The organism is Chromobacterium subtsugae, assembly GCF_001676875.1.
Classification (GTDB): domain Bacteria; phylum Pseudomonadota; class Gammaproteobacteria; order Burkholderiales; family Chromobacteriaceae; genus Chromobacterium; species Chromobacterium subtsugae.
Window position 1 is genome coordinate 310,104 of the sequence record NZ_JYKA01000004.1, and the last position, 25,869, is coordinate 335,972.

Genomic DNA, 25,869 nt, shown 5'->3' on the forward strand with positions numbered 1-25,869 from the left:
CAGGATAATCCCGTATACTGACCATCCCTTTTCGAAGTCCCGAGACCGTGATGGAGTTGAACCAAGCCAGGCTGTCGCGCTTGCAGCTGTTCGGCACCCTGGCCATCGTGTTTGCGCTGGCCCTCACCCTGACCAGCTATTTCCTGATGATGAGCTGGCACGATTTCCAATCCGGACGGCAAAACATAGAGCAAGAGGCCTCCGCGCGCGCGCGCGACAACCTGCGGGCCTATACCGACCACGCCGCGCTGCTGCTGTCGGCGCTGCGCGAACGCACCAACGACACCGTCCGCCACCAGCTGCAGGAGCAGGTGGACCAGGCCTGGAGCCTGGCCGACGCCATCTGGCGCCGAGAACACGGCCGCCGCGGCGAACAGGACGCGCAGCGGCTGATCGTCGAGGCGCTGCGCCCGCTGCGCTACTTCAACGGCCGCGGCTACTTCTTCATCGACACCCTGGACGGCCGCTGCGTGCTGCTGCCCACCGCGCCGGCGCGCGAAGGCACCTCGCTGCTGGCCAACCGCGACGACCGCGGCCGCTACATCATGCGCGGCCTGATCGACTCGGTGGCCAACCCAGACGGCCGCGGCTTCTCCGCCTACCGCTGGTATCTGCCCGGCGGCAACCGCATGGACGACAAGATCACCTATGCCCGCCGCTTCCCGCCTTACAACTGGCTGATAGGCAGCGGCGAATACATCAGCAATGTGGAAGCCGCGCTGCAGCAGCAGGGCCTGGACACGCTGGCGCGGATGCGCTTCGGCCAGGACGGCGGCGAATTGATGATCATCGACCGCCAGGGCGTGATCCGCCTCTATCCGACCCGGCCGTCGCTGGTCGGCAAATCCTACCAGACGCTGCCGGCGGCCGAGCGCGACCGCGCGCTGCAACTGATCCAGCGCGGCAAGCACGGCGGCTTCCTCGAATACAGCCGCCAGGACGAGGCCGGCGCCGCCGCCGAATCCTATCTCGCCTACACCCGCCAGCTGCCGGGCTGGGACTGGACCCTGGTCACCAGCCTGCGGGTGCAGACGATACAGGACGACGGCCTGCGCGCCGCGCAGCGGCTGAAAAGCAGGCTGGCCGAGCGCATCATCGCCACGCTGGGCATGACGCTGGTGGCGATGCTGTGCGCCGGCCTGCTGTGCTGGTATTTCGTGCGCTGGGTCAGCGCGCTGGTGCGGCGCTACCAGCACGATCTGGCGCAAAGCCACCTGTCGCTGAAGGAGCAGGCGCGCGAACTGAAGCTCAGCCACTTCATGATCGACAACGCCACCGACCTGGTGGCGCTGCAAAGCAGCCAGGGCGAGGTGGTGTACTGCAACCTGGCGCTGCGCCGCCTGCCGCAGCTGGTGGACGACCTGTTCCGCCATCCGCCCGGCGCCTTCCCGCTGACTTTCGAAACCCGCCACGACGGCGACGACGGCGAGCTGTTCCTGGAAATCACCGTCAACCAGCTGCGCTATCAGGGCGACAGCTATCTGTGCGCCACCGCGCGCGACATCAGCGGCCGCCGCCAGACCGAGCGCCAGCTGAGGCTGGCCGCCCAGGTGTTCGAATCCAGCAACGAAGCCATCCTGATCTCCGACCCGGACAACCGCATCCTCACCGTCAACCGCGCCTTCTGCCACATCACCGGCTACAGCGAGGACGAAGTGCTGGGCCGCAAACCATCGCTGCTGTTCTCCGGCCGCCACGAGCCCGCCTTCTTCCAGCAGCTGTGGCAGACCCTGCGCCAGCGCGGCCAATGGGCCGGGGAAATCTGGAACCAGCGCAAGAACGGCGAACACTTCCCCTGCTGGGTCAACATCAGCGTGCTGCAGGACGCGCAGGGCGCGATCAGCCACTTCGTCGCGCTGTTCACCGACATTTCCGAACGCAAGGAGCAGGAGGCCCGGGTGCAGCACATGGCGGAATACGACGCGCTGACCGACCTGCCCAACCGCGTGCTGGTCAACGACCGCCTGCACCAGGCGATACGCCAGGCCGAGCTGCAGCACAACCAGCTGGCGGTGCTGTTCGTCGACCTCGACCACTTCAAGAACATCAACGACACGCTGGGCCACAGCGCCGGCGACGAACTGCTGAAGGAAGTGGCGCGGCGGCTGGCCGGCGCGGTGCGCGGCCTCGACACCGTCGGCCGCACCGGCGGCGACGAATTCGTGCTGATCCTGCCGGCGATCAATCAGCCGAGCGAGGCGGCGCAGATCGCCGAACGCATCCTGCGCACGCTACAGCAGCCGTTCCAGATCGGCGAGCACTCGCTGGTGGTCAGTTGCAGCATAGGCATCAGCCTGATGCCGGACGACGGCAGCGACATCCAGAACCTGCTGATGAACGCCGACCTGGCGATGTACCACGCCAAGGCGCACGGCCGGAACACCTTCCGCTTCTACACCCGCGAGATGAACACCCAGGTGGCGGAGCGGCTGTTGATGGAAAACCGGCTGCGGCGGGCGATGGAGCAGCAGCAGCTGTACCTGGTGTACCAGCCGCAATACGACATGGCCGGCAACCGCCTGCTGGGCTGCGAAGCGCTGCTGCGCTGGCGCGATCCGGACGAGGGCCTGATCATGCCCGGCCGCTTCATCCCGGTGGCGGAAGACACCGGCCTGATCGTGCCGCTGGGGCGCTGGGTGCTGAACGAAGCCTGCCGCCAGGCCAGCCAGTGGCTGCGCGACGGCCTGGGGCCGATCCGGGTGGCGGTCAACGTGTCCGCCCACCAGCTGATGCGCCACGACTTCATCGACGACGTGCGCGACGCGCTGCAGAAGAACAGCCTGCCCGGCCACTGCCTGGAGCTGGAGGTGACGGAAAGCACGCTGATGGCCGACGCCGACCTGGCCTCGCGCCAGCTGGCGGTGATCAAGGCGATGGGGGTGCGGCTGTCGGTGGACGACTTCGGCACCGGCTATTCCAGCCTGGCCTACCTGAAGCGCTTCGCGCCGGACACGGTGAAGATAGACCGCTCCTTCATCACCGACCTGCCCGGCGACGAGGAAAACGCCGCCATCGTCAGCGCCATCATCCACCTGGCCGGCGCGCTGGGCATGGAAACGCTGGCGGAAGGCGTGGAAAACGAAACCCAGCAGCACTTCCTGGAAACGCTGGGCTGCGAGGCGATGCAGGGCTACCTGCTGGGCACCCCGCTGGCCGAAGAATTGATGACGCGGCGGCTGGAGGCCCAGCAACCGCTGCAGCCGGCCTAGCCGCCGGCAGGCGTCACAGCGCTTCCAGCTGCGCCTGGTCAATGATGCCGGCGATGGCCGCCAGCTGCTTCATCGACATCTGGTGTTCGTCCTCATTGGCCGCCGCGCAGGCCGGCTCCAGCACCAGCACCCGGTAGTCGCGGTCGTGCGCGTCGCGCGCCGCCGCCTGCACCGCCCAGGTGCTGCTGACGCCGGCGATCACCAGCCGCTCGACGCGCTGCGCCCGCAGCACCGCCTCCAGGCCGGTGGCGTAAAACGGGCTGATGCGGTGCTTCACCACCACCGCGTCTTCCAGCGCCACATCCAGCTCCGGATGGAAATCGGTGCCCGGCCCGGCCAGGTTCAGCGCCTGCAGCGCCTGGGCGCGGCTGAAGATGGCCGATCCCTCCGGCATTTCGGCGTAATTCGGCGAAAACCCCACCTTGACATGGATGATCGGCCAGCCCTGCCGGCGCGCCAGCGCGATGGCGCAGTTGGCCGCCGCGATCACGCCGCGCTCGGCGGCATGGCCGGCGCAGCGCGCCGTCTTGCCCGTCGGGTGCATGATGTCGATGATGTAGTCCAGCGTCAGCAGCGCGGTTTTCATGGTTCACTCTCCGAATACTCTCGATCGCGGCGGCGAAGGGCCGCCGCCCTGTCAATCCTCGCGCGCCAGCCGCTCCAGCAAGGCGCCGGCGCGCAACAGCAGCGCGCGGTCGGCGTCGCCCAGTCCATCCAGCCGCGCCTGCAGCCAGCCATCGCGCAGCTGGCGATTGCGCTGCAAGGCCGCGGCGCCTGCCGCCGACAACTGCACGCGCACCCGCCGGCCATCCTCCGGATCAGGCAGGCGGCGAATCAGCCCGCCGCCCTCCAACTCGCGCAGCAGCCCGGCCAGATTGGACGAGCGCAGGCTTTCGCCGCGCGCCAGCTCGGTGGGCGTCGCCTCTCCGCCGGCGCGGTCTATCGCGCCCAGCACCGCCAGCAAGCCGAAAGGCAGCACATCCTGGCTCGCCTGCTGGCGCAGCCGGCGCGTCATCGTCATCAGCTGCATCCGCAGCCGGGTCGCCGCGGCGATGTGGGCGCTATTGTCTTTCATCATTTATCTACTATTACATAGCTATTCAATTATAGCAATTTTGCCGAAAAAGGCCCCGAGGAAGCCAGGCCCAGGCCGATTGCCCAGCGGACCGTCACGCCGCCGGCAGACGGTCCGTACCCATCATGCCCTCTGCGTCGCCACGTGCTCGCCGGCCTTCAGCATCGCGATCTTCACATCGGCGAAATTCAATACCCTGTAAGCCAGGCCCAGCGCCAGCAACTCAACCAGATAATCGCGTCCGAAAATGGCCGCGCCCTCCCAGTCCGACCCCTTCTCGCCCAAGATGGATGGACAAGTCACCAGGACGCGCTTGCCCTGTATCGTGTCCAAGGCGAAATCATCGTCCTCTATTCTCTGAACCAGATGTGTTGATGCCATCTAATGCCACCTCAACTCGATAACTCATCGGAGCAGACGCCGCGCCAGGCCAAACATCCACCCGGCGCGGCATCCGATTGCTTACACACGCGATACTCAACCACCGTCAAACATGCCAATGTCAATCAATACTAAGACAATTCCAACACTACCTACTTGTCTCTGCAATAGACAGCCCAGTCATGACCAAAATGGCGTCTCGCGGCTTGGCCATCCCGACCTTCGCTCGACAGGCATACGATATCAGGCAAATTAATCTCAATGCCATAAAATTTGCAATTTACGCACACAAAAAAATAAAAATGTGCGCTTTACGCAATCGGCAACCAAGCCATGTCATGGCAAATTTGTAGCATCAATGATTTGCTGATAGCATTTCGACCCGCCAACCGCAGACGAAAATGCCGACATGATCGACGACTTCAAGTCATATTTCCTGGGCCGCCTGGCCCAGCTGCTAGAGTCGCGCGGCATTGCGGAGCGCGAACGCACGCTGTGGCTGAAGACCCTGCTGGGCATCGACCTATCCAGTGCGAATCGCAAATTGAAGGGCGGAATCGCCTTCAATATCGAAGAACTGGCCAAGGTATCCCGGGCGGTGAGTTGCTCCAGCGATTACTTGCTTGGCCTGAAAGACGAAGCCTCCGCTACCCGTCCGCCCGGCCATGCCTTCGATGGCCTTGGCGTGCGCGCCACGCTGGACTGCGACCGGTTGCCCGCGCAGGACACCATGACTGTCGCGGCTCGCCACCTTGGCGACCCTGATGAAAAAGCGTTGATTGCCTGGATATCGCGCAATGAGAGTGCGCTAAACGCACAAGTTGTCGCCTGGAAGCCTGTCGGCGGCAGCGGCTGGAAAATGGCGGAACGCGCGGACGCGCCTTCCGATGCGACCTTGCACCGGGTATACGCGCGCCTCGCGCTGGATCCCGCCATCAGCGCCTACCGGATCGCGGTGCTGGATGATAGGGCCGAAACGGCGGAAGTGATGCAAGGCTTTCTGGAACAGGCCGGGTACATCGCCGACACCTACACCCGGACAGACGAGCTGGCCAAAGCGCTGCGGCAGACCCGCTACGACGCTTTCGTGCTGGACTGGTCGATGGGCCGCGGCGAAACCACCGAATCGCTGATGGAAGACATCCGCCAGAACCATGCCGCCGACACGCCAATCATCCTGATCACCGGCGAAGCCAGCGAACTGGAGATAGAACGCGCCATCGACCGCCACGGCGTGCGCTACTTTCAGAAAACCGGGCTGTTCAAGCCCATCATCGCCCAGTTGAAAAAGGATTTGCGCGAATTGGCTTGAAACCGATCAGACCAGCTCAACCGGCAGTCTGGCGATGAAGGTAGACCCCTTGCCCACTTCGCTGCCGGCGAGAAACACCTCGCCCTGCATCAGTACGGCGATCTTGCGGACAATCGCCAAACCCATGCCCGCGCCGCCGCGATTGGCGCCCTTGGCTTGGGTAAAAGCCTCGAACAGACAAGCCTGCTCGCTCTCGGGGATCCCGATGCCGGTATCACTGACCGTTAGCGTCAGACAGGCTCGCGGCGCGACGCCCTCCAATTCCAACGCCACCCGCACCTCGCCGGCGTCGGTATAGCGCAAGGCGTTGGAGATCAAATTGCTGGCCACTTGGCGGATTCTGGTCATGTCGGCATGCGCCTCGACCCCGGCCACGCCCGCCGCGGCAAAAGACAGCGCCACCCCCTTGGCCGCGGCGACCTGGCGAAACTCCCCCACCACGCTGCCCAGCAGCTGGCCGGGCTCGAACCGCGTCGGCCGCAAAATCATCCTTCCCGCGTCCAGCCGTCCCATATCCAGCAAATCCTGCATCAGCTTGGACAGGTAGTCGGCGGCAGTCCTGACATTGGCGATCGTCCGCAACACCCTGGGCTCCCGCTCCATGTCGGACAACAACTCGACCCCGCCCTGTATCGTGTGCAGCGGCGTCAGGATTTCGTGGCTGACGGTAGACAACATGGTGGAGCGCGCCAGCGCCGTCTGCACCGCCTCTTCCTGGGCCTGCTTGGCTGCGGCGATCATCTCGCGCTGCAGCTCAATGATCTCCTGGCGCCGTATCGCCTTCCATAGCTCCCGCGCCAGAAACACCACCAGCACCGCCCAGATGATCAGGCTGACCAAGGCGAAATTGCGCAGCCTCAGCGTCTGTTCGATCGATGCATCGCGCAGCCGGACCTCTTCGTGATGAGCGGCTATCACCAAATCGGCGATCACCGGCGACATGTCGTTCAACTCCTGCTGCAGCGCGGCCAGGGCGGCGGCATCGCTCCGCGTCGCCGGAAACAGGATCTTGCCGCGCCGCATGAAGCCGGCGATCTGCTCCAGCAAGGCCGCGTAATCGGCGTTCTTGCGCAATTGCGGAGAAACCGAGCGGTTCAGCACCAGGTATTTTGATTCCAGCACATCGTAGGCGACCTGCAAATCTTCAAAGGTTTCGATATGCAGCGCATAAGCGTTGATCTCGCCATACAGGCGCTGCACCGCGTACCGATATTGCGATGCCGCCCAGTAATAGCCCTCCCCTGGGCCCGCGGCCTGCTCCAGCGCCTGCTTGGAAAACAGCGTGCTTTGCACGTAAAAGAAGCACAACATCGGCAACAAGACCGCCAGGCAGAAAAACATCAGCCACTGCCGCCCCTGCTGCACCGGAAGCGGAATTCTCATCAACGCACCACGATGGTCTTGATTTGCCAGGCAAGCTTGGCGTCGGCTTTGACTTTCTGCAATTCGGCGAAATCGCTGACCGGATACATCATCCACAGCGGGCCGAAATCCCGCCTCTCCAACGGCTTGCCATTGATGAACCTGGCCATGATGGGATGGTATTTGTCCAGATCGCTCAGCGGCAGGATCACTTTGTATTCATCGTAAGTGACCAGTTCTATCTTCGAACCGCGCGCGCCGACCGCGCGCAGAATGTCGCTGAGCCCTGGGCCGGAAAACACCGACCTCGGCGTCCAGGTGGTTCGCGTGGTGATGGTGCGCTGCGGCAAGCGCAACAGCTCGCTTTCGGTGAAGCGGTATTCGCTGCGGCCGGCGTCGTTGAACATGCCTGCTCCGCCCCTGACCGTCAGCATGACATCGGCGGGCGAGGCCATCGCCGCGCCGGACCAGGCCAGCAGCATCCCCGCCAGCAATCGTTTCATTCCATCCCTCATTTCGCCTCCCGCCGATTCATTACTCCGTCGTAAAGACGAACTACCGACAAGCCTATCATCATGAATCCAGGGTGGCGATGCCCAAGCCGCTTATTTGCCGACTATCACCACCGTGCAAGTCTGCCCGGCGATCAGCGGCTGGCCCTGCGGCTGCTCGTCCAGCTGGATGCGCACCGGCACCCGCTGCGCCAGCCGCACCCAGTTGAACGTGGGGTTGACGTCGGCCAGCAGCTCGCGGCCGGTGCCGGCGTCGCGATCGGTGATGCCGCGGGCGATGCTGGCGATATGGCCGCGCAGGCGCTGGCCGCTGCTCATCAGCGTCACCTCGGCCTTGGCGCCCACCTTCAGCATCGGCAGCTTGGTTTCCTCGAAATAGCCGTCGACATAGAAAGAGCCGCCGTCGATCAGCGCCAGCCGGGGCGCGCCGGTGGCTGCGAAGTCGCCGACATGGACGTTGAGGTTGGTGACATAGCCGTCGGTCGGCGCGCGCACCACCGTGCGCTGCAGGTTCAGCGCGGCCAGCTCGCGCGCGGCCACCGCCGCCTGGTACTGCGACACCGCGGCGGCGGCGGCGAAATCGGCGCTTTCGCGGCTTTCGGTGGAGACGATGGCGCTGTCCAGGCTGGCGCGGCGCGCCGCCTCCTTGCCGCGGCGGCTCTTGTCGGCCTGGTGGCCGGCCAGCGTCGCCTCGGCCTGCGCCAGCGCCGCGCGGTAGCGGCTGGGGTCGATGACGAACAGCACGTCACCGCGGCGCACCGGCTGGTTGTCCTTCACCGCCACCTGGGTGACGATGCCGGACACGTCGGCGGCGATGGTGACCACGTCGGCCTTCACCCTGCCGTCGCGGGTCCACGGCGACAGCATGTAGTGGTCCCACAGCGTTTTTCCGGCCCAGACGGCGGCGGCCAGCAACAGCAGGGTGATCAGGTAGCGGGTAATCGATTTGGCGATCATGGAAAAGAATCCGGTAGGCATTGTCAACGGTAAAGCGGCAGCGCCAGCGCGCTGAAAATCACGATCAGCAGGCACCAGCGGAACAGCGCCGGATGCCACACCTTCTCATATACCCCCAGCCGGCCCAGCGCCCAGTCCAGGCCGATCTGCAGCAGCATGCCCAACACGAACAAGGGCAGCAAGGTCGGCATCAGGATGCCGAATACGGCGATTTCATGCGGCATGGCCGTCTCCCGCCGGCGCGCCGGCTTCCGGCTGCGGCATGGCGTCCAGCAGCGAAGTATGGATCAGATGCAGCGTGGCCAGCGCCCGGTTCAGGCTGGCCGCGGCCTCCGGCAGCGCCACCGCCAGCTGCGCGCGTATCGGCGGCCCCGCCGCCAGCAGCGCCGCCATCGCCCGCCGCAATTGCGGCGGCTGCGGCGCGGCGAAATAGTCGGCCAGCGCCGCCACGCTGGCATCGAGCGCGCGCCGCACCGGCTCCTGCCCGGCGTCGCGGGCCAGCTGGCGCAGATCGATGATGGCCAGCCCCAATTCGAGCAAGGTGATCGCCTGGCTGATGGTGGCCTGGCGCGCCGGATCGCCGGCCTCGCCCGGCGCGGCGTTCAATTGGTTCAGCAGGTCGCGCACGCGGTTGCCGTAGCGCTGCTTCAGGTGCGGCAGGCCGGCGCGGCAGGCGTTCAGCGCCTCGCGCCACAGCGCCGCGGCGATGTGGCGGCGCGAGCCCATGGTGTGCTCCGGCAGCACCAGCACGAAGAACATCCCCGCCAGCGCCAGGCCCAGCAGGCGGGCGATGCCGTCGTTGAGAAAGGCCACCACGTCGTAGCTCATCATGTTTTCCGGGTTCACCGCCTGCGCCATCAACAGGGTGATGCCGGTGCCGACGCCGGCGGTTTTCGGCCAGCATTTCAGGTAGCAGCCCAAAACCAGGAAGGGCGACATCGCCAGCGCCAACAGCGCAAAGCTGTCGGCCTGGTTCAAGAGCTTGAAGGTGCAGACGTAGGCCAGCGGCGTGGCCAGCGCGAAGCCGACCAGGATCTGCTTCACCATCAGCAAGGGCCGCGGCGACGACGAGGCCAGGCCGCAGAAGATGGTGGCCAGCAGCACCGCGCCCAGCGCGCTGGGCCAGGCCAGCCAGTACCAGGCGACGGACAGCGTCAACAGCGTCAGCGCCGCCCGCGCGCCGCTGGCCAGCGCGATGGCGGCCGGGGTGCGCGCCGAATAGGCCAGCGCCTCCACTTGCAGCGGGTTGCGCTGGCGAAAGCCGTGGTACACCGCGGTGAAGGTGTGCATTTCTTCGACGAAGCGCAGCAGCAGCTCGCTGGCGGTGTCGAACTCGATGCGCAGGCTTTCGTCGTGCGGCTGCGCCAGCAGCTGCTCGCGCGCCGCGGCCAGATCCTGGCGCAGCCCCGGGCGGACGGCATCCAGCCGCGCCAGCGTCGGCCCGGCCTCCAGCGCGGTGCGCGCCGGGCCGTCGTCATTGCTCAGCGCCGCCGCCGCCCGCTGGAACAGCGGGTAGAACAGACTGGGCAGCGGCGACGCCGGATCGCGGCGCAGCCGCTCCATCTGCCGGTGCAATGTATGAAAGGTGGTCAGCGCCGCCATGAAGGTGGCGTTGAAGGCGTGCAGCTGGTTGCTGCGCGCGCGCACGTTGCCGGCCTCGAAGAACGCGGCGGCGCGGCCCGCCTCCAGCGCGGCGATGTCGGAAGCGAAGCGCAGCTGGGTGGCCTCCAGCGTCGCCGCGTCCAGCCTTTGCGTCAGCGCCTCCTGGCACAGCAGCACGAAGCCGTGGTAGCGGCCGCGCACGGTGCGCACCACCAGGTCGGCCTGATGGCGCGGGAAGATGAAATCGTTGATCACCGCGCAGCAGAAGATGCCCAGCGAGATTTCCGACACCCGCGTCACCGCCAGGTTGAACACCGCCAGCGGATGGTTCAGCGCCGGCAGCGCGATCATGCAGGCGGTGTAGCCCGACAGCACGAAAGCGTAGGAGCGCGAGTCGCGGTACAGCGTGGCCCCGCCGGTGCAGACGCCTACCCACAGCGCCAGGCTGATCAGCAACAGCGCCGCCTGGCCGTCGAACAGGCCGACGAAGCCCAGCGCCGCGGCGCTGCCCACCAGCGTGCCCAGAATCCGGTAGGCGCTTTTCTCCAGCACCGCGCCGCTGCGCGGGAAGGTGACGATGAACACCGTGGTCATCGCCGAGCTCGGCGAATCGAAGCCGAGGCGGAAGGCGATCCACAGCGAGGCGAAAGCCGCCAGCAGCGTCTTGGCGACGAAGCTCCAGTTTTCGCCCTCGCTGGCCAGCCAGTCGCGGCCGACGCGCCTGCCGGCCGCCAGCAGGCCGGCGCTCATTGCGGCTTGCCCTCGGCCGGCGGCTGGCTCACCGCCACGCCGCCGCCCAGCGCGCTCATCAGCGCGGCGAAGCTGTCCAGCCGCTCGCTGCGTATCCGCGCCAGCTGCTGCTTCGCCGCCAGCAGCGCCAGGCGCGCGGCGATCACATTGTCCTGGTCGGACAGGCCGGCGCGGTAGCCTTGCTGCGCCAGCCGGAACGCCTTCTGCGCCGAGGCCAGCGCCAGTTCGGTCTGTTTCTGCTGCCCGGCTTGCGACTCCACCTTGGCGATGGCGCCGGCCACCTCGTTCAGCGCGCGCACCACGCTGGCGTTATAGCTGTCCACCGCCGCATCGTAGGCGGCGGTTTGAGCCGACAACGCGCTGCGCAGCCGGCCGCCCTCGAAGATGGGCAGGCTGATCGCCGGGCCGATGCCGCGCACCGCGGTGGAGGCCGACGGGAAATTGTCGAAGCCTATCGCCTGGAAGCCGGCGAAGGCCATCAGATTGATGTTCGGGTAGAAAGCCGCCTTGGCCGCGTCTATCTTGCGGGCCTCCGCCTCCACTTTCCAGCGCTGGGCGGACACGTCGGGCCGGCGGCCCACCAGTTCGGCCGGCAGCGCGCTGGGCAGCCGCGGCGCGGCGTCGTCCAGCTTCAGCGTCGGCCGCCGCAGCGCCTCGCCGGCGGCCGGCCCCTGGCCGCACAGCGCGGCCAACTGGTTGCGCAGCAGCTCGATGGCTTCGTCCACTTGCTCGATCTGGTTGCGCGCGGCCGGCAGCCGCGACTCCAGCAACACCACTTCGGCTTCGGCGGCCAGGCCGGCGGCCTTGCGCTTCTTCGCCAGCTGCCAGCTGCGTTCGCGCTGCGCCAGATTGTCCTGCAGCAGGTCTTTCTCGGCGTACTGCAGCGCCAGCTGCACATAGGCGCGCACCACCGCGGCGCTGAGGTTCAGGCGCGCCAGCTGCGCTTCGGCCGCCAGCACCTGCGCCTCGTCCAGCGCCGCGGACAACGCGGCGCGCTGCCGGCCCCATAAGTCGAGGTCGTAGCTGGCGTTGAGGGCGGCGTGGTTGTACCAGGAATAGTTGCCGGCTTCGGGCGGCGGGATGAAGTCCTGCTCGGAATAGCGCTGGCGGGTGAACGAGGCCTCGCCGGCCGCTTGCGGCCGGGTGGCGGATTCGGCCACGCCGGCCAGCGCCTGGGCCTGGCGCAGCCGCGCCGCGGCGGCGCGCAGGCCGGGATTGCCGGCCAGGGCGGCCGTCACCAGCTGGTCCAGCTGCGCGTCGTGCAGCTGATGCCACCAGTCGGCCTGCGGCCAGCCCGCCTTGGCCGCCGCCTCCTGTATCCGCTTGCCGGCGCTGAGGCTATCGGCGTCCAGCAGCCGCGACTGCGGCCCGCCGGCGCCCGGATCGGCGCAACCCGCCGCCAGCAAGGCCAAACCCGCAATCCATACCGTGTAGAACCGCTGCATCTATCGCACCAATGGCCAAACGCAAAATGAAAGGCCGCCGGCGATATGCCGGCGGCCCCGATTCCAGCGGCAGTCGGCGCCAGCCGACGGCGGCCTGCTAGCTTGTACTATCTCCGGCCATTTTAGCACCTGCGCATGACAACAGCGTCAAACTGTTAGACATTTTCTAATCGAAACGCAGCGTATAGCGCGACTCGGCCGACATCGCGGTGCCGGCGCGCAGCACCACCGACCAGCCCTTGGACAGCTGGTAAGCGAGCTTCACCGCCTGGTCGGCGCTGCTGATGCCGTATTCATAGCCCAGGTACAGCTCGCGCGTCAGCTGGCGGCCTACCGTCACCACCTGCTCGGCCGGGCTCACCGTGCCGTTGGACAGCGTCTTTTCCTTGCGGCTGGAAACGCCCAGATCGTCGAACAGGCCGATGTGGTCGTTGATCGAACCGGCCAGCATCATGCCGGCCGAGGCCGCCAGGTCGTTGTTATCGCGGTCGCCGCTGGCGGCGCGGCCCAACACCAGCCAGGCCAGCTTGTCCTTGTCCGCCATCGGGTCGTCGGTGATCAGCCGCACCTTGGGTGCCGCCACCGAACCGGTCACCTCCACCCCAGCCCCCACCGGCGACAGCCGGCGCTTGGCCTGCACATTGAGCAGCGGATTGTCCAGCGGGCCATTGAAGGTGATGGCGCCGAAGGTGATGTCCAGGTCCTGGCCGTAAGCCTTGTAGCGGCCCTTGTCCACCTTGACCTGGCCCCTGGCCGCCGGTGCCTCGCCCGGATTGGCGCTGACGTGCACCAGGCCCGACAGCTCCACGTCCAGCCCCTGGCCGGAGAAGCGGAAGCGCTCGCCCAGATCCAGATCCAGCGCCACCGTCAGCGGCATGGTGGCGAAGGCCGAAGGCTCGGCCGCCGGCCGCCCCACCACCACCACGTCGGCGCCCAGGTCGGGCGCGCCCAGCTTGGGCAGGCCCACCCGGCCCTGGTCGGCGCGGATGCGGCCGCTCAACGACAGCCGGCCGCCGACGAAGGCCAGCTCGCTCTGGCCGGATACCACCAGCCGGCGGTTGGGGCGGTCGAACACGCTGAACTTCTGCAGCGACACCTTGACCCGCGCATCCGGCTGGGCGTCGCTGAAATCAAGCGAGCCGCTGGCGTTGACTTCGCCCTTGCCGCTGACGAAGCGCAGCTGCTGCAGCGTCAGCTGGCGGCCGTCCACCCGCGCCAGCAGGCTGCCGTCGGATAACGACACCCCGGTGCGGCGGTCGGCCAGCTTCAGCTTGTCGCCGCGGATCTGCCCCTGCGCCTGCGGCATCTGCAGCGGGCCGCCCAGATCGAGATTGGCCGCCAGCTGTCCGCCCAGCTCCAGCCCCGGGCCGGACAGCTCGGCCAGCGCCGCCAGCGACGGCAGGCTGGCGCGTAGATTGCCGGACAGCGGCGTGTGGCCGTCGATGCGGCCGCCGTTCCACGGCAGGCTGCCCTGGCCCTGCGCCTGGGCGAAGCGGCTGTCCACGCTGACATTGAAGGCCAGCTGCCTGCCGTCCAGGTCCAGTTCCGCCCGCGCCGTCTTCAGGCCCAGCGCGACATGCCGGCCCTTGTCCAGCGGCAGCTGCACGTCGCCGCCGCTGCGCCACAGCGCCAGCTTGCCGATGCCGGCAGGGCTGAGGCTCCAATCGGCGTCGAATTGCAGGTTCTGCTCCAGCGGCAGCTTCAGCCATGGCCCCAATTCGCTCAGGCGCAGGCCGCGCGCGCTGCCGCCGCCGCTGAGCGCGCCGTTCGCCTGGCGCGTCAATTCCGCCAGATTCAGGCTGCCGCCCAGCAAGGCCAGCCGCGCCGCGCCCAGTCGCGCCTGGCCGTCTGCGCCCAGTGTCAGATCTGCCGGCGCCTGCAGGCTGAGGCCGGGCTTGCCGGCCAGCTCCAATTTTTGCAGGCTGCCCTGCCAGCGGTTGTCCAGGCTCAAGCCGCCCGCCGCCGCCAGCTGCAGCGCGTAATTCTGTTGCTCCAGCTGGAAACGGCCATCCAATTGCAGGCTGTGGCGGGCGCGGGTGCCCGACGCGCGCGCGCGCAGCTGCTCGGCGCTGACGCCGCCGGCCTGCAGCGCCGCCACGTCCAGGCTCAGCTGGAAGGGGCTGGCCTGGTCGGCCTTGATGTTGCCGGCGAACTGCATCGACTGCAGCGCCACGCCGCCCGGCAGGCGCAGCCGCTGCGCCTGCAGCTTGGCGCTCAGCACCGGTATCTTCGGCACGCCGGCCAGCTCGCCCTGGCCTTGCACGACGCCGGCGAAGCCGGGGCCCAGCAAGGACAGATTGGGCGCGTTGACCGCCAGCTTGAGCTTGTCGCCCAGCACGCCGTAGCTGCCGCTGGCCTGCAGGCGGTTGTCCGCCAGCTTCAGATCCAGCAACAGCTGTTTCAGCCGCGCCTCGCCCAGCAATACGCTGGCGTTGCCGGACAGCGGCGCGCCCGACAGCCGGCTGGGCGCCAGTTGCAGCTTGGCGCCCACTTCCATCGGCTCGGCCAGCTGGCCGGCCATCTTCAGCGTGGCGTTGAGATCGCCGCTGGGCAGGCCGTCGCGCAGCCGCGCTGGGTCGGCGTGCACCAGCTTGCCGTTCAATTCGAATAGCCGCTTGCCGGACAGGCCCAGCTTGCCGTTGACGCTGGCCGCGCCGCTGCCCGCGCCCAATTCCAGTTTTTTCAGCAGCAAGGCCGGCTGCTGGCCGCCCGACAGCTCGGCCAGCGCGCTCGCCTGCAGCCATTTGCCTTTCAGCTGCGCGGCGAAGCGCGGCGCGGCGAACGCGCCCTCGGCGGTCAGCCGGCCGCTGATCACGTCGTCCGGCGCCGACGCGTGCAGCTGACGCAGCGACAGCTGGCTCAGGTCCAGCGCCAGCTTCATCCGGTCGGGCTTGACCTCGCCCACCAGGCCCAGCTTGCCGCCGCCCAGCTCGGCGTGGCTGTTGAACAGCTCCAGCGCCTGCTCGTCGGCGCGGAATTCGCCGGCCAGCAGCGACAGCGGCAGCCGTTGCGCCGACAGCGCGCCCGGCTCGGTGTTGACCAGCGTCAGGCCGCCTTTCACCCGCTGGCCGGCGTCGGGCTCGGCGAACACCGCGAAGCTGAGCCGCGCCTTCGGCCAATCGGGCAGGATGGCTTGCGGATTGATGTTGCCGACGCGGGCATCCAGCCGGACCAGCCGGTTGAACGGATTGGCGTCGAACGGCCGCAGCGCGCCGGCGATGTCGACGCTGACGCCCTTGCCGTCCATTTCGCCGGAGAAGGCCGGCTTGAGCAGGTCGCCGGACAGGTCGAGCCTGGCCTTCACCGGCACCTGCTCCAGCTCGCCCTTGGCGGACAACTGGCCGGACAGCGCAAACGGCGAGGCCGCCGACAGCGTCAGGCCGGCGCGGGCCTCGCCCCAGGGCGAATCCAGCCGCTGCAATTGCAGGCGGTGGCGCGCGCCGTCGTAATCGTAGGCGGCCTGCAGCCGGTACAGGCTGAAATGCGCCGGCTCCAGCGTCAGGCTGGCCAGGTTCAGCTGGTCCACCTTCAGCCGCAGCGGCAAGGCCAGCGTGCGCGGCGCGGCCAGCGGCGCGCTTTTCTGTTCGGGCGCGGGCCGGCTCAACACCCGCACATGGCCGACGTCCAGCCGGCTGATGCGCAGCTCGCCGCGCGACAGCGCCGCCGGCTGCCAGTCCAGCCGCAGCGATTCGATGTCGACATCGTCGGCGCCGCCGCGCAGGCGGATGTCGCGCAGCGCGAAGCCGCGCCACAGCGTGCCCTGGGTCGCGCCCACGCTCAGCCGCTGGCCGCTGAGCCAGTCCAGTTTGCCCAGCGCCCAGGCGAAGCCGGCCGGGCTGGCGCTGATCCAGCCCAGGCCGGCCAGCAACAGCGCCAGCGTCAAGGCCAGGCAGGAAAACGCCAGCCGCCAGCGGCGCGGGCGCGGCGGCGCGGCGGGCGGCGCCTGCGGCGTTTCGGGGGGAAGATCGTGATGTTCGCTCATGCTTGCGGCGGTTTAGAAAGCCAGGCCCAGGCTGAGGTTCCAGCGTATCTTGCCGTCCCCCTCCGCCTTGGCGATATCAAAAGACAGCGGCGCCACCGGGCTCATCCAGCGCACGCCGACGCCGTTGGCGCGCATGGTCTGGAAGCCTTTCCAGCTGTCGGCGGCGTTGCCGGCGTCGCTGAACAGCGCCAGATACCAGTCCGGCTTCACCGGAATCTGGTATTCGACGCTGCCGGTGGCCACCACCCTGCCGCCCAGCACCGAGCCGTTGGGGCCGGGCAGGCCCAGGCTCTGGTAGTCGTAGCCGCGCACGCTGTTGGCGCCGCCGGCGCGGAACAGCAGCGCCGAAGGCACTTGCGCGCCCTCCTTGGCCCAGACCTGGCCCAGCTCCAGCCGGGCGACGAAGGTGCCGTACTTGGGGAAGGGCGACCAGTAACCGACCGCGCGGCCATAGGCGCGCACCATGGATGTGGACGACGCCAGCGCGCCCAGCGAGCCGGACAGCTGACCGTCCAGCAGATAGCCGCTGCGCGGCCGCATCAGGTCGTCCACCGCGCGCTGGGTCCAGCCGTACACCAGCTGGGTGACGTGGGTGTCGCTCGACGTGACGCCGCCGGCCTCGGCGCTTTCCTTGAGGAATTCCACCCCCAGCCGCGCCTCGATATTGCCGCGGCTGCGCAGGCGCCAGGCACCGGCGTCCATGGTATTGGTCTTCACCCCCTGCACGTTTTCCGACTTGAAGGCGCTGGTCAGCGAGTGCGAATAGCCGTCGGACTCGCGCGGGAAGCCCAGGCCGAAGCTCAGCGACTGCTGCTCGCGCTTCCAGTCCACCAGCGCCGAGCCGGTCCAGCCCTGCTGGAACAGATTGTAGTGGTCGTAACCCACCCGCACGCCGGGGCCGACGTCGGAATCGTAAGTAAGGCCCAGCTCCAGCTTTTTCTTCGGCAGCTCCACCACGTCCACCGTCACCGGCACCTGGTTGTCGACGATGTGGTCGAAATCGGCGCTGACGATCACCGAGGAGAACTGCGGCGACTGCTCCAGCGCCGACTGGAAGGCCAGCACCTTGTCCTGGTGGTAGGGCGAGCCGGGGTTGAAATCGGCCATGCCGGTGGCCAGTTTTTCCGGGTAGCGCTTTAGGCCGTTGACCTTGATCGCGCCGAAGCGGATCAGCGGGCCGCTGTCCACCGCCACGTCGAGCGTGGCGCGGCGGGTGGCCGGGTCTATCCTGGCTTCGCTCTTGACGATGCGCGCCTTGGGAAAGCGGTCGGCCTGCACCCGGCGCAGCACCGCGCGCTTGCCGGCGTCCCAGTCGGCCTGGCGGTAGGGCGCGCCCATCGGCAGCGTCCAGGCTTCCAGCACCTGGGCGAAACGCTGCTGGTAGTCGCTTTCCTGGCGGACCGCGCCGTCCAGCCGGATCACCACGTCGTCGATCAGCACCGGCTCGCCTGGGGAAACCTTCACCTTCACCCGATTGCCGCCTTCCAGCGCCGCCTCCACCTTGGCGCCGAAATAGCCCTCGGTTTCCAGCAGTTTTTTGGCGTCGTCCGGCGTGCTCTTCACCAGCGCCTCCAGCCAGCTCTGGTCGATGTCCGGATCGCGCTGGTTTTCCACCAGCTCCAGGTTGTCGCGCAGCAATTGCGCCAGATTGGACGGCGCGTCTATCTCCACCATGTAGTCGAGCGCGGCCTGGGCCTGGCCGGCCAGCAAAATGGCCGCCAACGCCAACAGCCGCCGGCCTGGTATACGGCGGCGGCGATGCGAGCGAGCGAAAACGAGGGAAGCGCTTGGCATGGTCCGGTTCATTGGGGAATGCTGCATGGTAACGGAAGTCGGCCGGACTGGCGACGGCAAACGATTGTCGAACAAGGGGTGTCAGACAAGCGCGCGCGCCAGGTAGTTCAATGGCGGACAATATGATGGAAAACTGGAAAACCGGGCCTGCCCGCGCCGTTAGCGGTCGGTGACGCTGACCGATCCAACCAGCGCGAACAAGGCCTGGACATCATCGGCGTCCGGCTGGAACGCGGGGGCATGAAAATCGCCAGCCTTGCCATCGCGCCGGAACAGCAGATGGACGTTGCGCGCCTGCGCGGGCTCTCCGTCCCGCTCGGCGCGGACCAGGCAGGAGACTTGCACGCCCGCCGGCAGCGCATTGGCGCGGACGCTGGACGCCGCCACCAGAGGCGATGACCGCAGCTTGCGCAGGAAGCAGCGGCAGATCGGCTCGTTGGACTCCGCCCCTCGCAAGAAGGCGGCTCGACAAACAGTGAAACGTTCAACTTGCCCGCTGCGGCCGCGTAAACAAAGCGGTCTGGCTGCGCAACGGCTTCCATTCCGGCGCGTCGAAACGCACCTGCCAGCCGGCATCGGGCGCCGCGATGGCGATCGGCTGGGCCGTGGCCGCAAACGGCGATAAAAGACAAGCAAGCCAAATCAACGATTTCATTTCGTTTCCATCATGCATGTCAATCCGTGGGCGGCGCGCCATTCACCGGCCTTCGCGGCAGTCTCCCAGATAAGCCCGCAGCAGGCGGACCAGCTCCCGCCGCACGCCGGCCTCCGCCAGCCTGCCGCGCCTGGCCGCATTGTGGACCACGCCTTCGATGGCGGAGGATATCGTCTGCGCCGCCAGCTCGTCATCCTCGTCCCGCGCCACGCCGCGGCAACCGGCGACGATCGCGCGGTAGCGCCGCAGGTATTCCGCCTGGAAAGCGTCGCCGGCGGCGCGCATCTCGTCCGGCACCGGCACGTCCAGCAACGCCCGGTGCAGGGCCGGGCAGCCGCCGTGGACGGCGATCATGCCGTCCACCAGGCGCTCCAGCGGACACTCCGGCCGCCCCAGGCCATCGCAGACCCGCTGCAAAGCGGCCAGCACCTCGTCGAAATGGCGGCGGCGGATGGCGTCGACCAGCACGATCTTGTTCGGGAAATACTGATACAGCGAACCGATGCTGACCCCGGCCACGCCAGCGACCTCGCTGGTGGTGAACCCGCCCCAGCCGCGCGCGCCCAGAACGCGAGCCCCGGCCTCGACAATGACGTCCACCGTGGCCCGGGAACGGGCCTGGCGCGGGGCTTTGCGCATCGCCAGCCGCGGCCCGGAAATGCGAATGGACATGCCGGCCTCCTCCGCGAACAATATCAATGATGCGGCATCCTATTACTCACATGGAAAGGTTAGCATCATGAGCGCAAGCAGACTATTGGCGCGGCTGTTCCGCTACCAGGCGTGGGCGAACGATGACATGCTGCGGGCGCTGGCGGCACTGGACCCCGGCCGGCACGCCGAGGAACGCCAGCTCGGCCTGCGGCTGATGAACCACTGCCTGGTGGTGAACCAGATCTTCGCCGCCCATCTCGCCGGCCGCAGCCACGGCTTCGCCGCCGACAACACGCCCGATACCCCGGCCCCAGAAGCGCTGCGGCGCGAGCTGGCAGCCGTCGACCGCTGGTATCTGGACTACGCCGAAGCCGCCACCCCGGATCTGCTGGCCCAGCCGCTGCCGTTCACCTTCACCGACGGCGATCCGGGCTTCATGAGCCACGAGGACATCCTCGCCCACGTGGTCACCCACAACGGTTATCACCGCGGCGAGGCCGGACGGCTGCTGCGCCAGGCGAACGACCGCGCCCCGCTGCGCGGCGAGCTGCCGTGGGACACCTACGCCGTTCACCTGCACCGCGCCGAGCCGGAACGCCGGCGGCAAGGCCGCGCCGCGCCGTAACTTTCCGCTCAATCATGCCGTGGCCATTGCCGTTTGGAATAGCCGCGGCCAATGGTTTACCGATAGCGGGACATTTCCGCGCGCCGGCCCGCGGCCGCGGCAAAACCATCTATCGTGAATCAGGCAGGCCCCGGCCCGCCGCGCCTTGCGGCCGGGCCGGCATCGCCTCGCCCGCAAAGCTTGTGAATGTCCGTAGCCACCCGGCGAGGCCGCCATGTTCGACAAAAGCGACAAAAGCATCATTCTGAAAACCATCATGGTGGCCGCCCCCATCCTGATCTGCATGGGCCTGCTGCCGGTGCTGTCGTTTTACATCGAAAAACTGGAGGAAAACGGCCGCGCCGAAATCGTCGACTACATCGCCATCGCCCAGGCGGCGATGGAGGTGAAATTCGACGCCGCCGACCTCAACGGCTGGCAAACCGGCTACGCCTTCGACATCATCCGCCATGTCGACGGCGCCAGCCGCAACGATGCCGTGTCCCGCGCCGAATTCCTGCGCTCGGCCGGCAATTTCCGCCGCGACATCCAGGCGCTGCGCGCGATGCCGCTGGCCGCCGACCAGCGCAACCTGCTGGACGAGGTGCAGCAGGATTTCGACAGCTTCATGGCGCTGGATGCCCGCATCATCGCCATGTACCGCGGCGGCGCGCCCGCCACCCGCGACAAGGCGTCCAACCTGGTGATGGGCGAGGAAATCCAGATCTTCAACCACATCTCGCAGAACACCAACGCGCTGGCGGTATCCATCACGCTGGACCTGATGAAGAAAGTGGCGCAATCCAACTCCTACGGCATCGTCGCCCGCTGGATGATGCTGGTGATGTGGATCATCGCCAGCGCGATGGGCATTCTGCTGGTGCGGCTGCTGCACAAGTGGCTGGGCCAAATGCGCAGCCTGATGCAAAAGCTGGAATCGCTGGCCGGCACCGACGAACTGACCCAGCTGCCCAACCGCCGCACCTGGGACATCCAGATCGAAATGATGCTGGCCGCCGCCAAGCGCTACCGCCAGCCCATCGCGGTGGCGCTGTTCGATCTGGACCACTTCAAGCAGTTCAACGACAGCCACGGCCACCCGGAAGGCGACCGCCTGCTGCGGGAAGTGTCCATCCTGATCAAGTCGCGGATGCGGCAATCGGACCTGTTCGCCCGCTTCGGCGGCGAGGAGTTCGTGCTGGCGCTGATGGACTGCGACCTGCCGCAGGCGGTGACCCGCATCGACTCGCTGCGCCGCAACCTGCCGGACAACCAGACCTTCTCGGTGGGCGTCACGCTGTGGGCGGAGGGCGAGCGCATCCACAATACCCTGGCGCGGGCGGACAAGGCGCTGTACCAGGCCAAGGACGGCGGCCGCGACCGGGTGGTGGGGGTGGAGCCGCCCGGGGGCAGAATCGAAGGGCGCTAGGCGGCCAGCTAAACCAGCCCTTCGGCCAATTGCCCCAGCGCAAAGATGCCGCGCGCCGGCCGCGGCCTCTCCGCCGGCCAAGCGTGAAAGCCGCTCAGCCACACCGGCGCCATCCCCGCCCCTGCGGCGCCGATCACGTCATTGAGCGGATGGTCGCCGACATACCAGCACTCCGCCGGCGCCACCCCCAGCGCCTCGGCCGCCAGCCGGAAAATCGCCGCGTCCGGCTTGCCTACCCCTGCCGATTCGGAGCTGACCGTCAGCTCGATGGCCGATGCGAACGGCAGCCGCGCCACTTTCTCCAGCCGGGTGCGATGGCTGCCATTGGAAATCACCCCGATGCGGACGCCCCGCGCCAGAAGAGCGGCAACCGCCTCCGCCGCGCCCGGCATCGCCGCGGTGCAAACCGCGTTGTAGCGCTCCCAATGATCCAGCAGCGCCTCCTGCTCCACCGCTTGCCGCCAGACGATCTGCGTTTTCAAGCCATGGGAAACCGCCTGCTTGATCGAACCATGCGGCGAGCCGGCGGGCAAATAGCCGCCGTTGTCGCAACGCTTGATCACCTCTGCCACCCGCTCTGCCCCGCCGGAACCGATGGCGTGGCCGAAATCGCGCCAGAACTGAAGGGCGTAAAGATCGATGCTGTCGTTCCGGTGCACCAGGGTGTTGTCCAGATCGAAGAAAACGGCTTGGGGCAGCGTCATGCCACATCCTCCGCGCTCGCCAGGCCGCCGTACTCCGCCGAATACACATAGCGGCCATCCCGCGCGCCGGACACAAAATCGGCGAAGTACGCCTCGAATTGCCCCCACAACTCATCCATGTTCAACCTTTCCTTTCGCTATGCGGAAATTGTTCCGCGCCAAAGAAGACGGGGCAGCCATCAGCCTGCCCCGCGTCATCCAACCCGCTTTGCGCTCAGCCGGCAATCCGCCCCATCCGCTCCGCCAGCCGCAAATGGCAGGCGGAAGCCAGTTTGACCAAGTCGGTATTGTTCACCGGCATCCTGCCCGGTTCGGCGATCAACTCCGCCAAGCCTTCCAGCGTGGCGACGGAGCTGGTCAAGCCGATCAGCTTGCCATGCGGCCAGCGCTGCTTGTTGTGGCGCTCGTAATCCAGGGCCACCACCCAGCGCGAATGCTGCCACGGCCTGGGGCCGCGCAGCACCGCCTCCATCACCGCCCGCCCCACTTGCTGCGCCGCCTCGGCGGCCAAGGCCAGCGCCAGATGCAGACTCTCCGCCGTGGTGGCCGGCCCGCCCTCATGCAGCAAGGCCGGCCGGGTTTCCTCCTGCCACCAGCGTCGCAACCGCCGCGCGCCCGGTTTCTTGATCCTCCTGACCACCTCGTCCAGCTCGCCTTCGGACAAGCACAGCACCGGCTCGTCCTCGCCTGCCAGCAACAGCAAGCGGCCGGCGGGTTGTTCCAGCGTGTGTAGCAGGTCTTCCACCTCCTGTTTCATCGAGGCGGCGATTTCGGCGGCGACGAACCAGAAACCCTCCTCGCGGCGGAGGACGCGCAGCGGGAAATTTTTGGCGTAGTCGAGGCGGAGGGGGAGGTTTACGGAGAGGTCGAGGTGGTGGTTCATGGCTGGGCCTCCACAAGCTGATTGGCTACTCGGGAGCTAGCGGGAAGAGACAAGGAGTAACTGAGGACAAGCAGCGCCTCAGCAATACGATTGATCATGGCCATGATGGCCTCCTTATGCTTTGAGATGAGAAGTCCACCGTATCGGGGTGGGGGCGCTCTCAACGGCATAAGTCGTCCGGGTCCTTGCGGATACCCGACACCCCCCTTGATCTCTTGCGACGTGCGAACGCACGCCTAGAAAGAAGGCGTAATGATACCGCCAGAACTGGGCGGGTGCAGCTTATGCTTTGAGAGAACCTCCAAGCTAATCCGCCTTCAGCTTTATGTCAATGCGCTAAGTATTGCTGCGTAATCAATAGCTTTTTGCTGTGTTGTACTGCTCTTTGTGCGTGATTTGGTATGTAATTTTATTAGGTTGGTACTCTGTCAACGGGGTAGATAAAGGGCCATGCGAAACTTTATCGTTGTAAGAGTTCATGCTTTTTATGCATAGGCTAATGACGGTTGTTTGCTATAGTTGCAAGTACTATTTTGAACGGATTATATTGTAAATATTTTTAAATGGTTAGATATGGGAAATGTTCATAAATGCTTTTATTTCGATCATTTTTTGCTCTTTGAGCCCATCAGAGATGGGCTCACCTTCAACTTATTGCCGAGCAAATCTTTTGTATATATTCGGAAGCTCATTTTGGGCTAACTTCCGAACACTAGCACCTTCTCTAATATACAGTTCATCATTATATAGAGAAGGGTCTTCTTGAGCAGTTACTTCAAAGATAATGAGGGACTTTTCTTTGTAATTTATACATTTTATATTTCTGCAAATATGATCTTTTAATGTCTTATCAAGAGGTGACTGTCTGATTTTTTCAACTATATTTTGGTAATATTGATCAATTGTTTTATTGGTCTTTGTAGCTTCATGATCAATACCACTTATATAAAATCCATTTTGCTCATATGATTCAATTCCATGAATTGATCTTATTCTTTTAGTTGTTTCTTCAGAATCAGATATTCCTACTATTACATATCCTTTTGCATTGATATCAAGGTTAGCAATCCCAGCACAAGTTTTTAATATTTTTTCTAAAGATTTGACATCAAATTTGTAAGGAGATTCTAGTTCTAGGAATCCTTGTTTGAAATCGTAAGATGCTTGTTCTGTTTTGCTTTGTGTAAGTAAGTTATTTAGCTTACTTTCCCAGTGTGATTCTATAGGATCGCTTTCTTCATTGTGAATAAATTCTTTTATGATTAACTTTTTTAATCTTTCTACTTGATCTTTTCTGTGTTCTGCCCCCCATCTCCCACCTTCTTGTGGCTGTATTTTAGGGCCATGTTTTTTTAATTTCTCTATGAGCCCATCTATTGATTTAACTCGCATGTTGTTATTTATTATTATTTCGTATAGTGCAAGAAATACGATTTGAAAAACTCTGGGTGCTTTAGGTTGTGCATCTTGTCCGAAAAGTATAGTTGTCAATGCAAGTCCAGATTTTTTTGATGCCTCAATTATTGTGTCAATTATTTTTAAAAAATTATCATTTAAATTTTCGATCCCTATCTTTCTGGTTAAAAGGTTAACTTCATTGAATCTTTTTATAGATGCTTCTGTGTCACGTAAACCAAAGTAGTCGTCAAGATACTCACTTCTTGATCCCGGTTTTTCGTGGCTAATGACGTATGCTAATATATCAGCAATAATTTGCTCATCAAGGCTTTGTCGAACTTCCTCTTTGGAAAGAACTCCTTGTGATACCCAAAAAACAGAATCCACATCAATGCCATACCCTAAGTCTCTACTTGCGACACTAATTAACTTCATCTTATTTAAAGGTAAGATGTCGGAGTGAGAAGAATCTCCTCTAATACTTGCAGATATCTTTCTGGTTGCTGTTGAGAAATCATCAAGTGAGCCGGCGGCTCTTAATTCTTGTCTTGAGAGCTTCCTACCACCAGAGTTAATTCTCCTAAATACTTCATCTACATCAGTATCTGAACTGTATTCAAAAATTGACATCGGAACTTCATAAGCAGTTATTTTGACGCATTCTGCCCTGTCTAATTTAGGAAGGTTTTGTTTCAAAACCCCAGCGTCTAACAATTGCTTTGTTGATGCTATTGATTCAAGGTCGAAATATCTATTATCAAGTGTAATTTCACCTTCAATAAATGAAAAAATAGCATTTAGTCGCTGCATTCCATCGATTATTTCTATCGATTGGGATTTTATATTCTCGGCTAGAAGTATGATTGGAACTGGAAATTTTTTAGAAATTGAATCAATGAAAGCTTTTTTTCTTCTATTCCCCATACTAATTTTCTTTGATATCTACGATTGACTGTGTATTTGTCTTCTACATAATTAATATATAGTCTTTCAATTGTTTCACCTTTGACCGTAAGGTCTTGCTTTACTTTGTTTATAGATTTCATGATATAGGCTCACATCCGCTTGACAAAGAGTCAATATAACACACCAGTTGACACTGGCATGCCTGAGTGATTGAAAATCAGTCGCATGGTATGTGAATTGTCAAATGAAAAATAT

At 64.4% G+C, this 25,869-nt stretch carries 22 protein-coding genes; 4 read left to right on the plus strand and 18 right to left on the minus strand.

Going from position 1 to position 25,869, the window contains the following annotated elements:
• Positions 1–50 precede the first annotated feature (50 nt).
• Entirely contained in the window at positions 51–3,209 is a 3,159-nt protein-coding gene (locus MY55_RS07300) for a bifunctional diguanylate cyclase/phosphodiesterase (RefSeq protein WP_065202169.1), read from the plus strand.
• Positions 3,210–3,222: 13 nt separating this feature from the next.
• Here MY55_RS07300 and MY55_RS07305 read toward each other — a convergent pair whose 3' ends face one another.
• From MY55_RS07305 to MY55_RS07315, 3 genes are all read right to left on the minus strand, one after another.
• Positions 3,223–3,795 carry a cysteine hydrolase family protein gene (locus tag MY55_RS07305; RefSeq protein ID WP_065202170.1) on the minus strand — a complete coding sequence of 191 codons (573 nt, stop codon included), beginning with the start codon at positions 3,793–3,795 and terminating at the stop codon, positions 3,223–3,225.
• A gap of 51 nt (positions 3,796–3,846) precedes the next feature.
• A complete protein-coding gene (locus MY55_RS07310) occupies positions 3,847–4,284 on the minus strand; it encodes a MarR family transcriptional regulator (RefSeq protein ID WP_099049619.1) in 438 nt (145 codons plus the stop codon).
• Positions 4,285–4,407: 123 nt separating this feature from the next.
• Positions 4,408–4,665, minus strand: coding sequence for a hypothetical protein (locus MY55_RS07315; protein ID WP_043578210.1), 258 nt, complete (start codon positions 4,663–4,665; stop codon positions 4,408–4,410).
• Positions 4,666–5,074: 409 nt separating this feature from the next.
• On the opposite strand from MY55_RS07315, the gene MY55_RS07320 reads away from it, so the two are divergent.
• On the plus strand, positions 5,075–5,977 hold the full coding sequence (locus MY55_RS07320) for a helix-turn-helix domain-containing protein (protein ID WP_052258216.1): 903 nt from the start codon (positions 5,075–5,077) through the stop codon (positions 5,975–5,977).
• 6 nt (positions 5,978–5,983) lie between these two features.
• On the opposite strand, the gene MY55_RS07325 is transcribed toward MY55_RS07320, so the two are convergent.
• The 11 genes from MY55_RS07325 to MY55_RS07370 all read right to left on the minus strand — a co-directional run bounded on the left by MY55_RS07325 (position 5,984) and on the right by MY55_RS07370 (position 19,708).
• Entirely contained in the window at positions 5,984–7,360 is a 1,377-nt protein-coding gene (locus MY55_RS07325) for a sensor histidine kinase (protein ID WP_043578209.1), read from the minus strand.
• Positions 7,360–7,842 (minus strand): putative pterin-binding protein, encoded by a 483-nt coding sequence (locus MY55_RS07330; RefSeq protein ID WP_043578206.1) that lies wholly within the window; start codon positions 7,840–7,842, stop codon positions 7,360–7,362. The genes MY55_RS07325 and MY55_RS07330 overlap by 1 nt, the downstream gene beginning before the upstream one ends.
• A gap of 102 nt (positions 7,843–7,944) precedes the next feature.
• Entirely contained in the window at positions 7,945–8,808 is an 864-nt protein-coding gene (locus MY55_RS07335) for an efflux RND transporter periplasmic adaptor subunit (RefSeq protein ID WP_043578204.1), read from the minus strand.
• Positions 8,809–8,831: 23 nt separating this feature from the next.
• Positions 8,832–9,032: a DUF1656 domain-containing protein gene (locus tag MY55_RS07340; RefSeq protein ID WP_043578200.1), complete on the minus strand. Its 201-nt coding sequence runs from the start codon at positions 9,030–9,032 to the stop codon at positions 8,832–8,834.
• A complete protein-coding gene (locus MY55_RS07345) occupies positions 9,022–11,160 on the minus strand; it encodes an FUSC family protein (RefSeq protein ID WP_047244359.1) in 2,139 nt (712 codons plus the stop codon). Before MY55_RS07345 ends, MY55_RS07340 begins: the two co-directional genes overlap by 11 nt.
• Complete coding sequence (locus MY55_RS07350) at positions 11,157–12,605, minus strand: efflux transporter outer membrane subunit (RefSeq protein ID WP_047237093.1); 1,449 nt, start codon at positions 12,603–12,605, stop codon at positions 11,157–11,159. The genes MY55_RS07345 and MY55_RS07350 overlap by 4 nt, the downstream gene beginning before the upstream one ends.
• Before the next feature lie 166 nt (positions 12,606–12,771).
• Positions 12,772–16,587, minus strand: coding sequence for a translocation/assembly module TamB domain-containing protein (locus MY55_RS07355; RefSeq protein WP_065202172.1), 3,816 nt, complete (start codon positions 16,585–16,587; stop codon positions 12,772–12,774).
• A 12-nt stretch (positions 16,588–16,599) separates the two neighbouring features.
• Positions 16,600–18,309 carry an autotransporter assembly complex protein TamA gene (locus MY55_RS07360; RefSeq protein WP_244270666.1) on the minus strand — a complete coding sequence of 570 codons (1,710 nt, stop codon included), beginning with the start codon at positions 18,307–18,309 and terminating at the stop codon, positions 16,600–16,602.
• Positions 18,310–18,540: 231 nt separating this feature from the next.
• Positions 18,541–18,837 (minus strand): hypothetical protein, encoded by a 297-nt coding sequence (locus MY55_RS07365; protein WP_065202173.1) that lies wholly within the window; start codon positions 18,835–18,837, stop codon positions 18,541–18,543.
• 28 nt (positions 18,838–18,865) lie between these two features.
• Complete coding sequence (locus MY55_RS23375) at positions 18,866–19,036, minus strand: hypothetical protein (protein WP_155294751.1); 171 nt, start codon at positions 19,034–19,036, stop codon at positions 18,866–18,868.
• Positions 19,037–19,078: 42 nt separating this feature from the next.
• Positions 19,079–19,708 (minus strand): TetR/AcrR family transcriptional regulator, encoded by a 630-nt coding sequence (locus MY55_RS07370; protein ID WP_043578488.1) that lies wholly within the window; start codon positions 19,706–19,708, stop codon positions 19,079–19,081.
• A gap of 67 nt (positions 19,709–19,775) precedes the next feature.
• Here MY55_RS07370 and MY55_RS07375 point away from each other — a divergent pair, with 67 nt between their 5' ends.
• Positions 19,776–20,315, plus strand: coding sequence for a DinB family protein (locus MY55_RS07375; protein ID WP_043578185.1), 540 nt, complete (start codon positions 19,776–19,778; stop codon positions 20,313–20,315).
• Between the two features lie 214 nt (positions 20,316–20,529).
• A complete protein-coding gene (locus tag MY55_RS07380; RefSeq protein WP_065202174.1) occupies positions 20,530–21,723 on the plus strand; it encodes a GGDEF domain-containing protein in 1,194 nt (397 codons plus the stop codon).
• 8 nt (positions 21,724–21,731) lie between these two features.
• On the opposite strand, the gene MY55_RS07385 is transcribed toward MY55_RS07380, so the two are convergent.
• The 4 genes from MY55_RS07385 to MY55_RS22600 form a co-directional block, all read right to left on the minus strand.
• The gene (locus MY55_RS07385; RefSeq protein ID WP_065202175.1) at positions 21,732–22,427 is read right to left on the minus strand and encodes an HAD family hydrolase; all 696 of its coding nucleotides are present in this window, start codon (positions 22,425–22,427) and stop codon (positions 21,732–21,734) included.
• On the minus strand, positions 22,424–22,546 hold the full coding sequence (locus MY55_RS24430) for a hypothetical protein (RefSeq protein ID WP_279625436.1): 123 nt from the start codon (positions 22,544–22,546) through the stop codon (positions 22,424–22,426). The genes MY55_RS07385 and MY55_RS24430 overlap by 4 nt, the downstream gene beginning before the upstream one ends.
• Positions 22,547–22,641: 95 nt before the next feature.
• Positions 22,642–23,310 (minus strand): BRO-N domain-containing protein, encoded by a 669-nt coding sequence (locus MY55_RS07390; RefSeq protein ID WP_065202176.1) that lies wholly within the window; start codon positions 23,308–23,310, stop codon positions 22,642–22,644.
• A 651-nt stretch (positions 23,311–23,961) separates the two neighbouring features.
• Positions 23,962–25,632 carry a DUF262 domain-containing protein gene (locus MY55_RS22600; RefSeq protein ID WP_081284641.1) on the minus strand — a complete coding sequence of 557 codons (1,671 nt, stop codon included), beginning with the start codon at positions 25,630–25,632 and terminating at the stop codon, positions 23,962–23,964.
• Positions 25,633–25,869 lie beyond the last annotated feature (237 nt).

Excerpts from the sequence above, each read along its gene's own strand:
- MY55_RS07315 (WP_043578210.1), bottom strand. The coding sequence starts at position 4,665 with ATGGCATCAACACATCTGGTTCAGAGAATAGAGGACGATGATTTCGCC.
- MY55_RS23375 (WP_155294751.1), bottom strand. The coding sequence starts at position 19,036 with ATGAAATCGTTGATTTGGCTTGCTTGTCTTTTATCGCCGTTTGCGGCC.
- MY55_RS07335 (WP_043578204.1), bottom strand. The coding sequence starts at position 8,808 with ATGATCGCCAAATCGATTACCCGCTACCTGATCACCCTGCTGTTGCTG.
- MY55_RS22600 (WP_081284641.1), bottom strand. The coding sequence starts at position 25,632 with ATGGGGAATAGAAGAAAAAAAGCTTTCATTGATTCAATTTCTAAAAAA.
- MY55_RS07350 (WP_047237093.1), bottom strand. The coding sequence starts at position 12,605 with ATGCAGCGGTTCTACACGGTATGGATTGCGGGTTTGGCCTTGCTGGCG.
- MY55_RS07305 (WP_065202170.1), bottom strand. The coding sequence starts at position 3,795 with ATGAAAACCGCGCTGCTGACGCTGGACTACATCATCGACATCATGCAC.
- MY55_RS07370 (WP_043578488.1), bottom strand. The coding sequence starts at position 19,708 with ATGTCCATTCGCATTTCCGGGCCGCGGCTGGCGATGCGCAAAGCCCCG.
- MY55_RS07320 (WP_052258216.1), top strand. The coding sequence starts at position 5,075 with ATGATCGACGACTTCAAGTCATATTTCCTGGGCCGCCTGGCCCAGCTG.
- MY55_RS07355 (WP_065202172.1), bottom strand. The coding sequence starts at position 16,587 with ATGAGCGAACATCACGATCTTCCCCCCGAAACGCCGCAGGCGCCGCCC.
- MY55_RS07310 (WP_099049619.1), bottom strand. The coding sequence starts at position 4,284 with ATGAAAGACAATAGCGCCCACATCGCCGCGGCGACCCGGCTGCGGATG.
- MY55_RS07390 (WP_065202176.1), bottom strand. The coding sequence starts at position 23,310 with ATGAACCACCACCTCGACCTCTCCGTAAACCTCCCCCTCCGCCTCGAC.
- MY55_RS07385 (WP_065202175.1), bottom strand. The coding sequence starts at position 22,427 with ATGACGCTGCCCCAAGCCGTTTTCTTCGATCTGGACAACACCCTGGTG.
- MY55_RS07345 (WP_047244359.1), bottom strand. The coding sequence starts at position 11,160 with ATGAGCGCCGGCCTGCTGGCGGCCGGCAGGCGCGTCGGCCGCGACTGG.
- MY55_RS24430 (WP_279625436.1), bottom strand. The coding sequence starts at position 22,546 with ATGGATGAGTTGTGGGGGCAATTCGAGGCGTACTTCGCCGATTTTGTG.
- MY55_RS07380 (WP_065202174.1), top strand. The coding sequence starts at position 20,530 with ATGTTCGACAAAAGCGACAAAAGCATCATTCTGAAAACCATCATGGTG.
- MY55_RS07325 (WP_043578209.1), bottom strand. The coding sequence starts at position 7,360 with ATGAGAATTCCGCTTCCGGTGCAGCAGGGGCGGCAGTGGCTGATGTTT.
- MY55_RS07330 (WP_043578206.1), bottom strand. The coding sequence starts at position 7,842 with ATGAAACGATTGCTGGCGGGGATGCTGCTGGCCTGGTCCGGCGCGGCG.
- MY55_RS07340 (WP_043578200.1), bottom strand. The coding sequence starts at position 9,032 with ATGCCGCATGAAATCGCCGTATTCGGCATCCTGATGCCGACCTTGCTG.
- MY55_RS07300 (WP_065202169.1), top strand. The coding sequence starts at position 51 with ATGGAGTTGAACCAAGCCAGGCTGTCGCGCTTGCAGCTGTTCGGCACC.
- MY55_RS07375 (WP_043578185.1), top strand. The coding sequence starts at position 19,776 with ATGAGCGCAAGCAGACTATTGGCGCGGCTGTTCCGCTACCAGGCGTGG.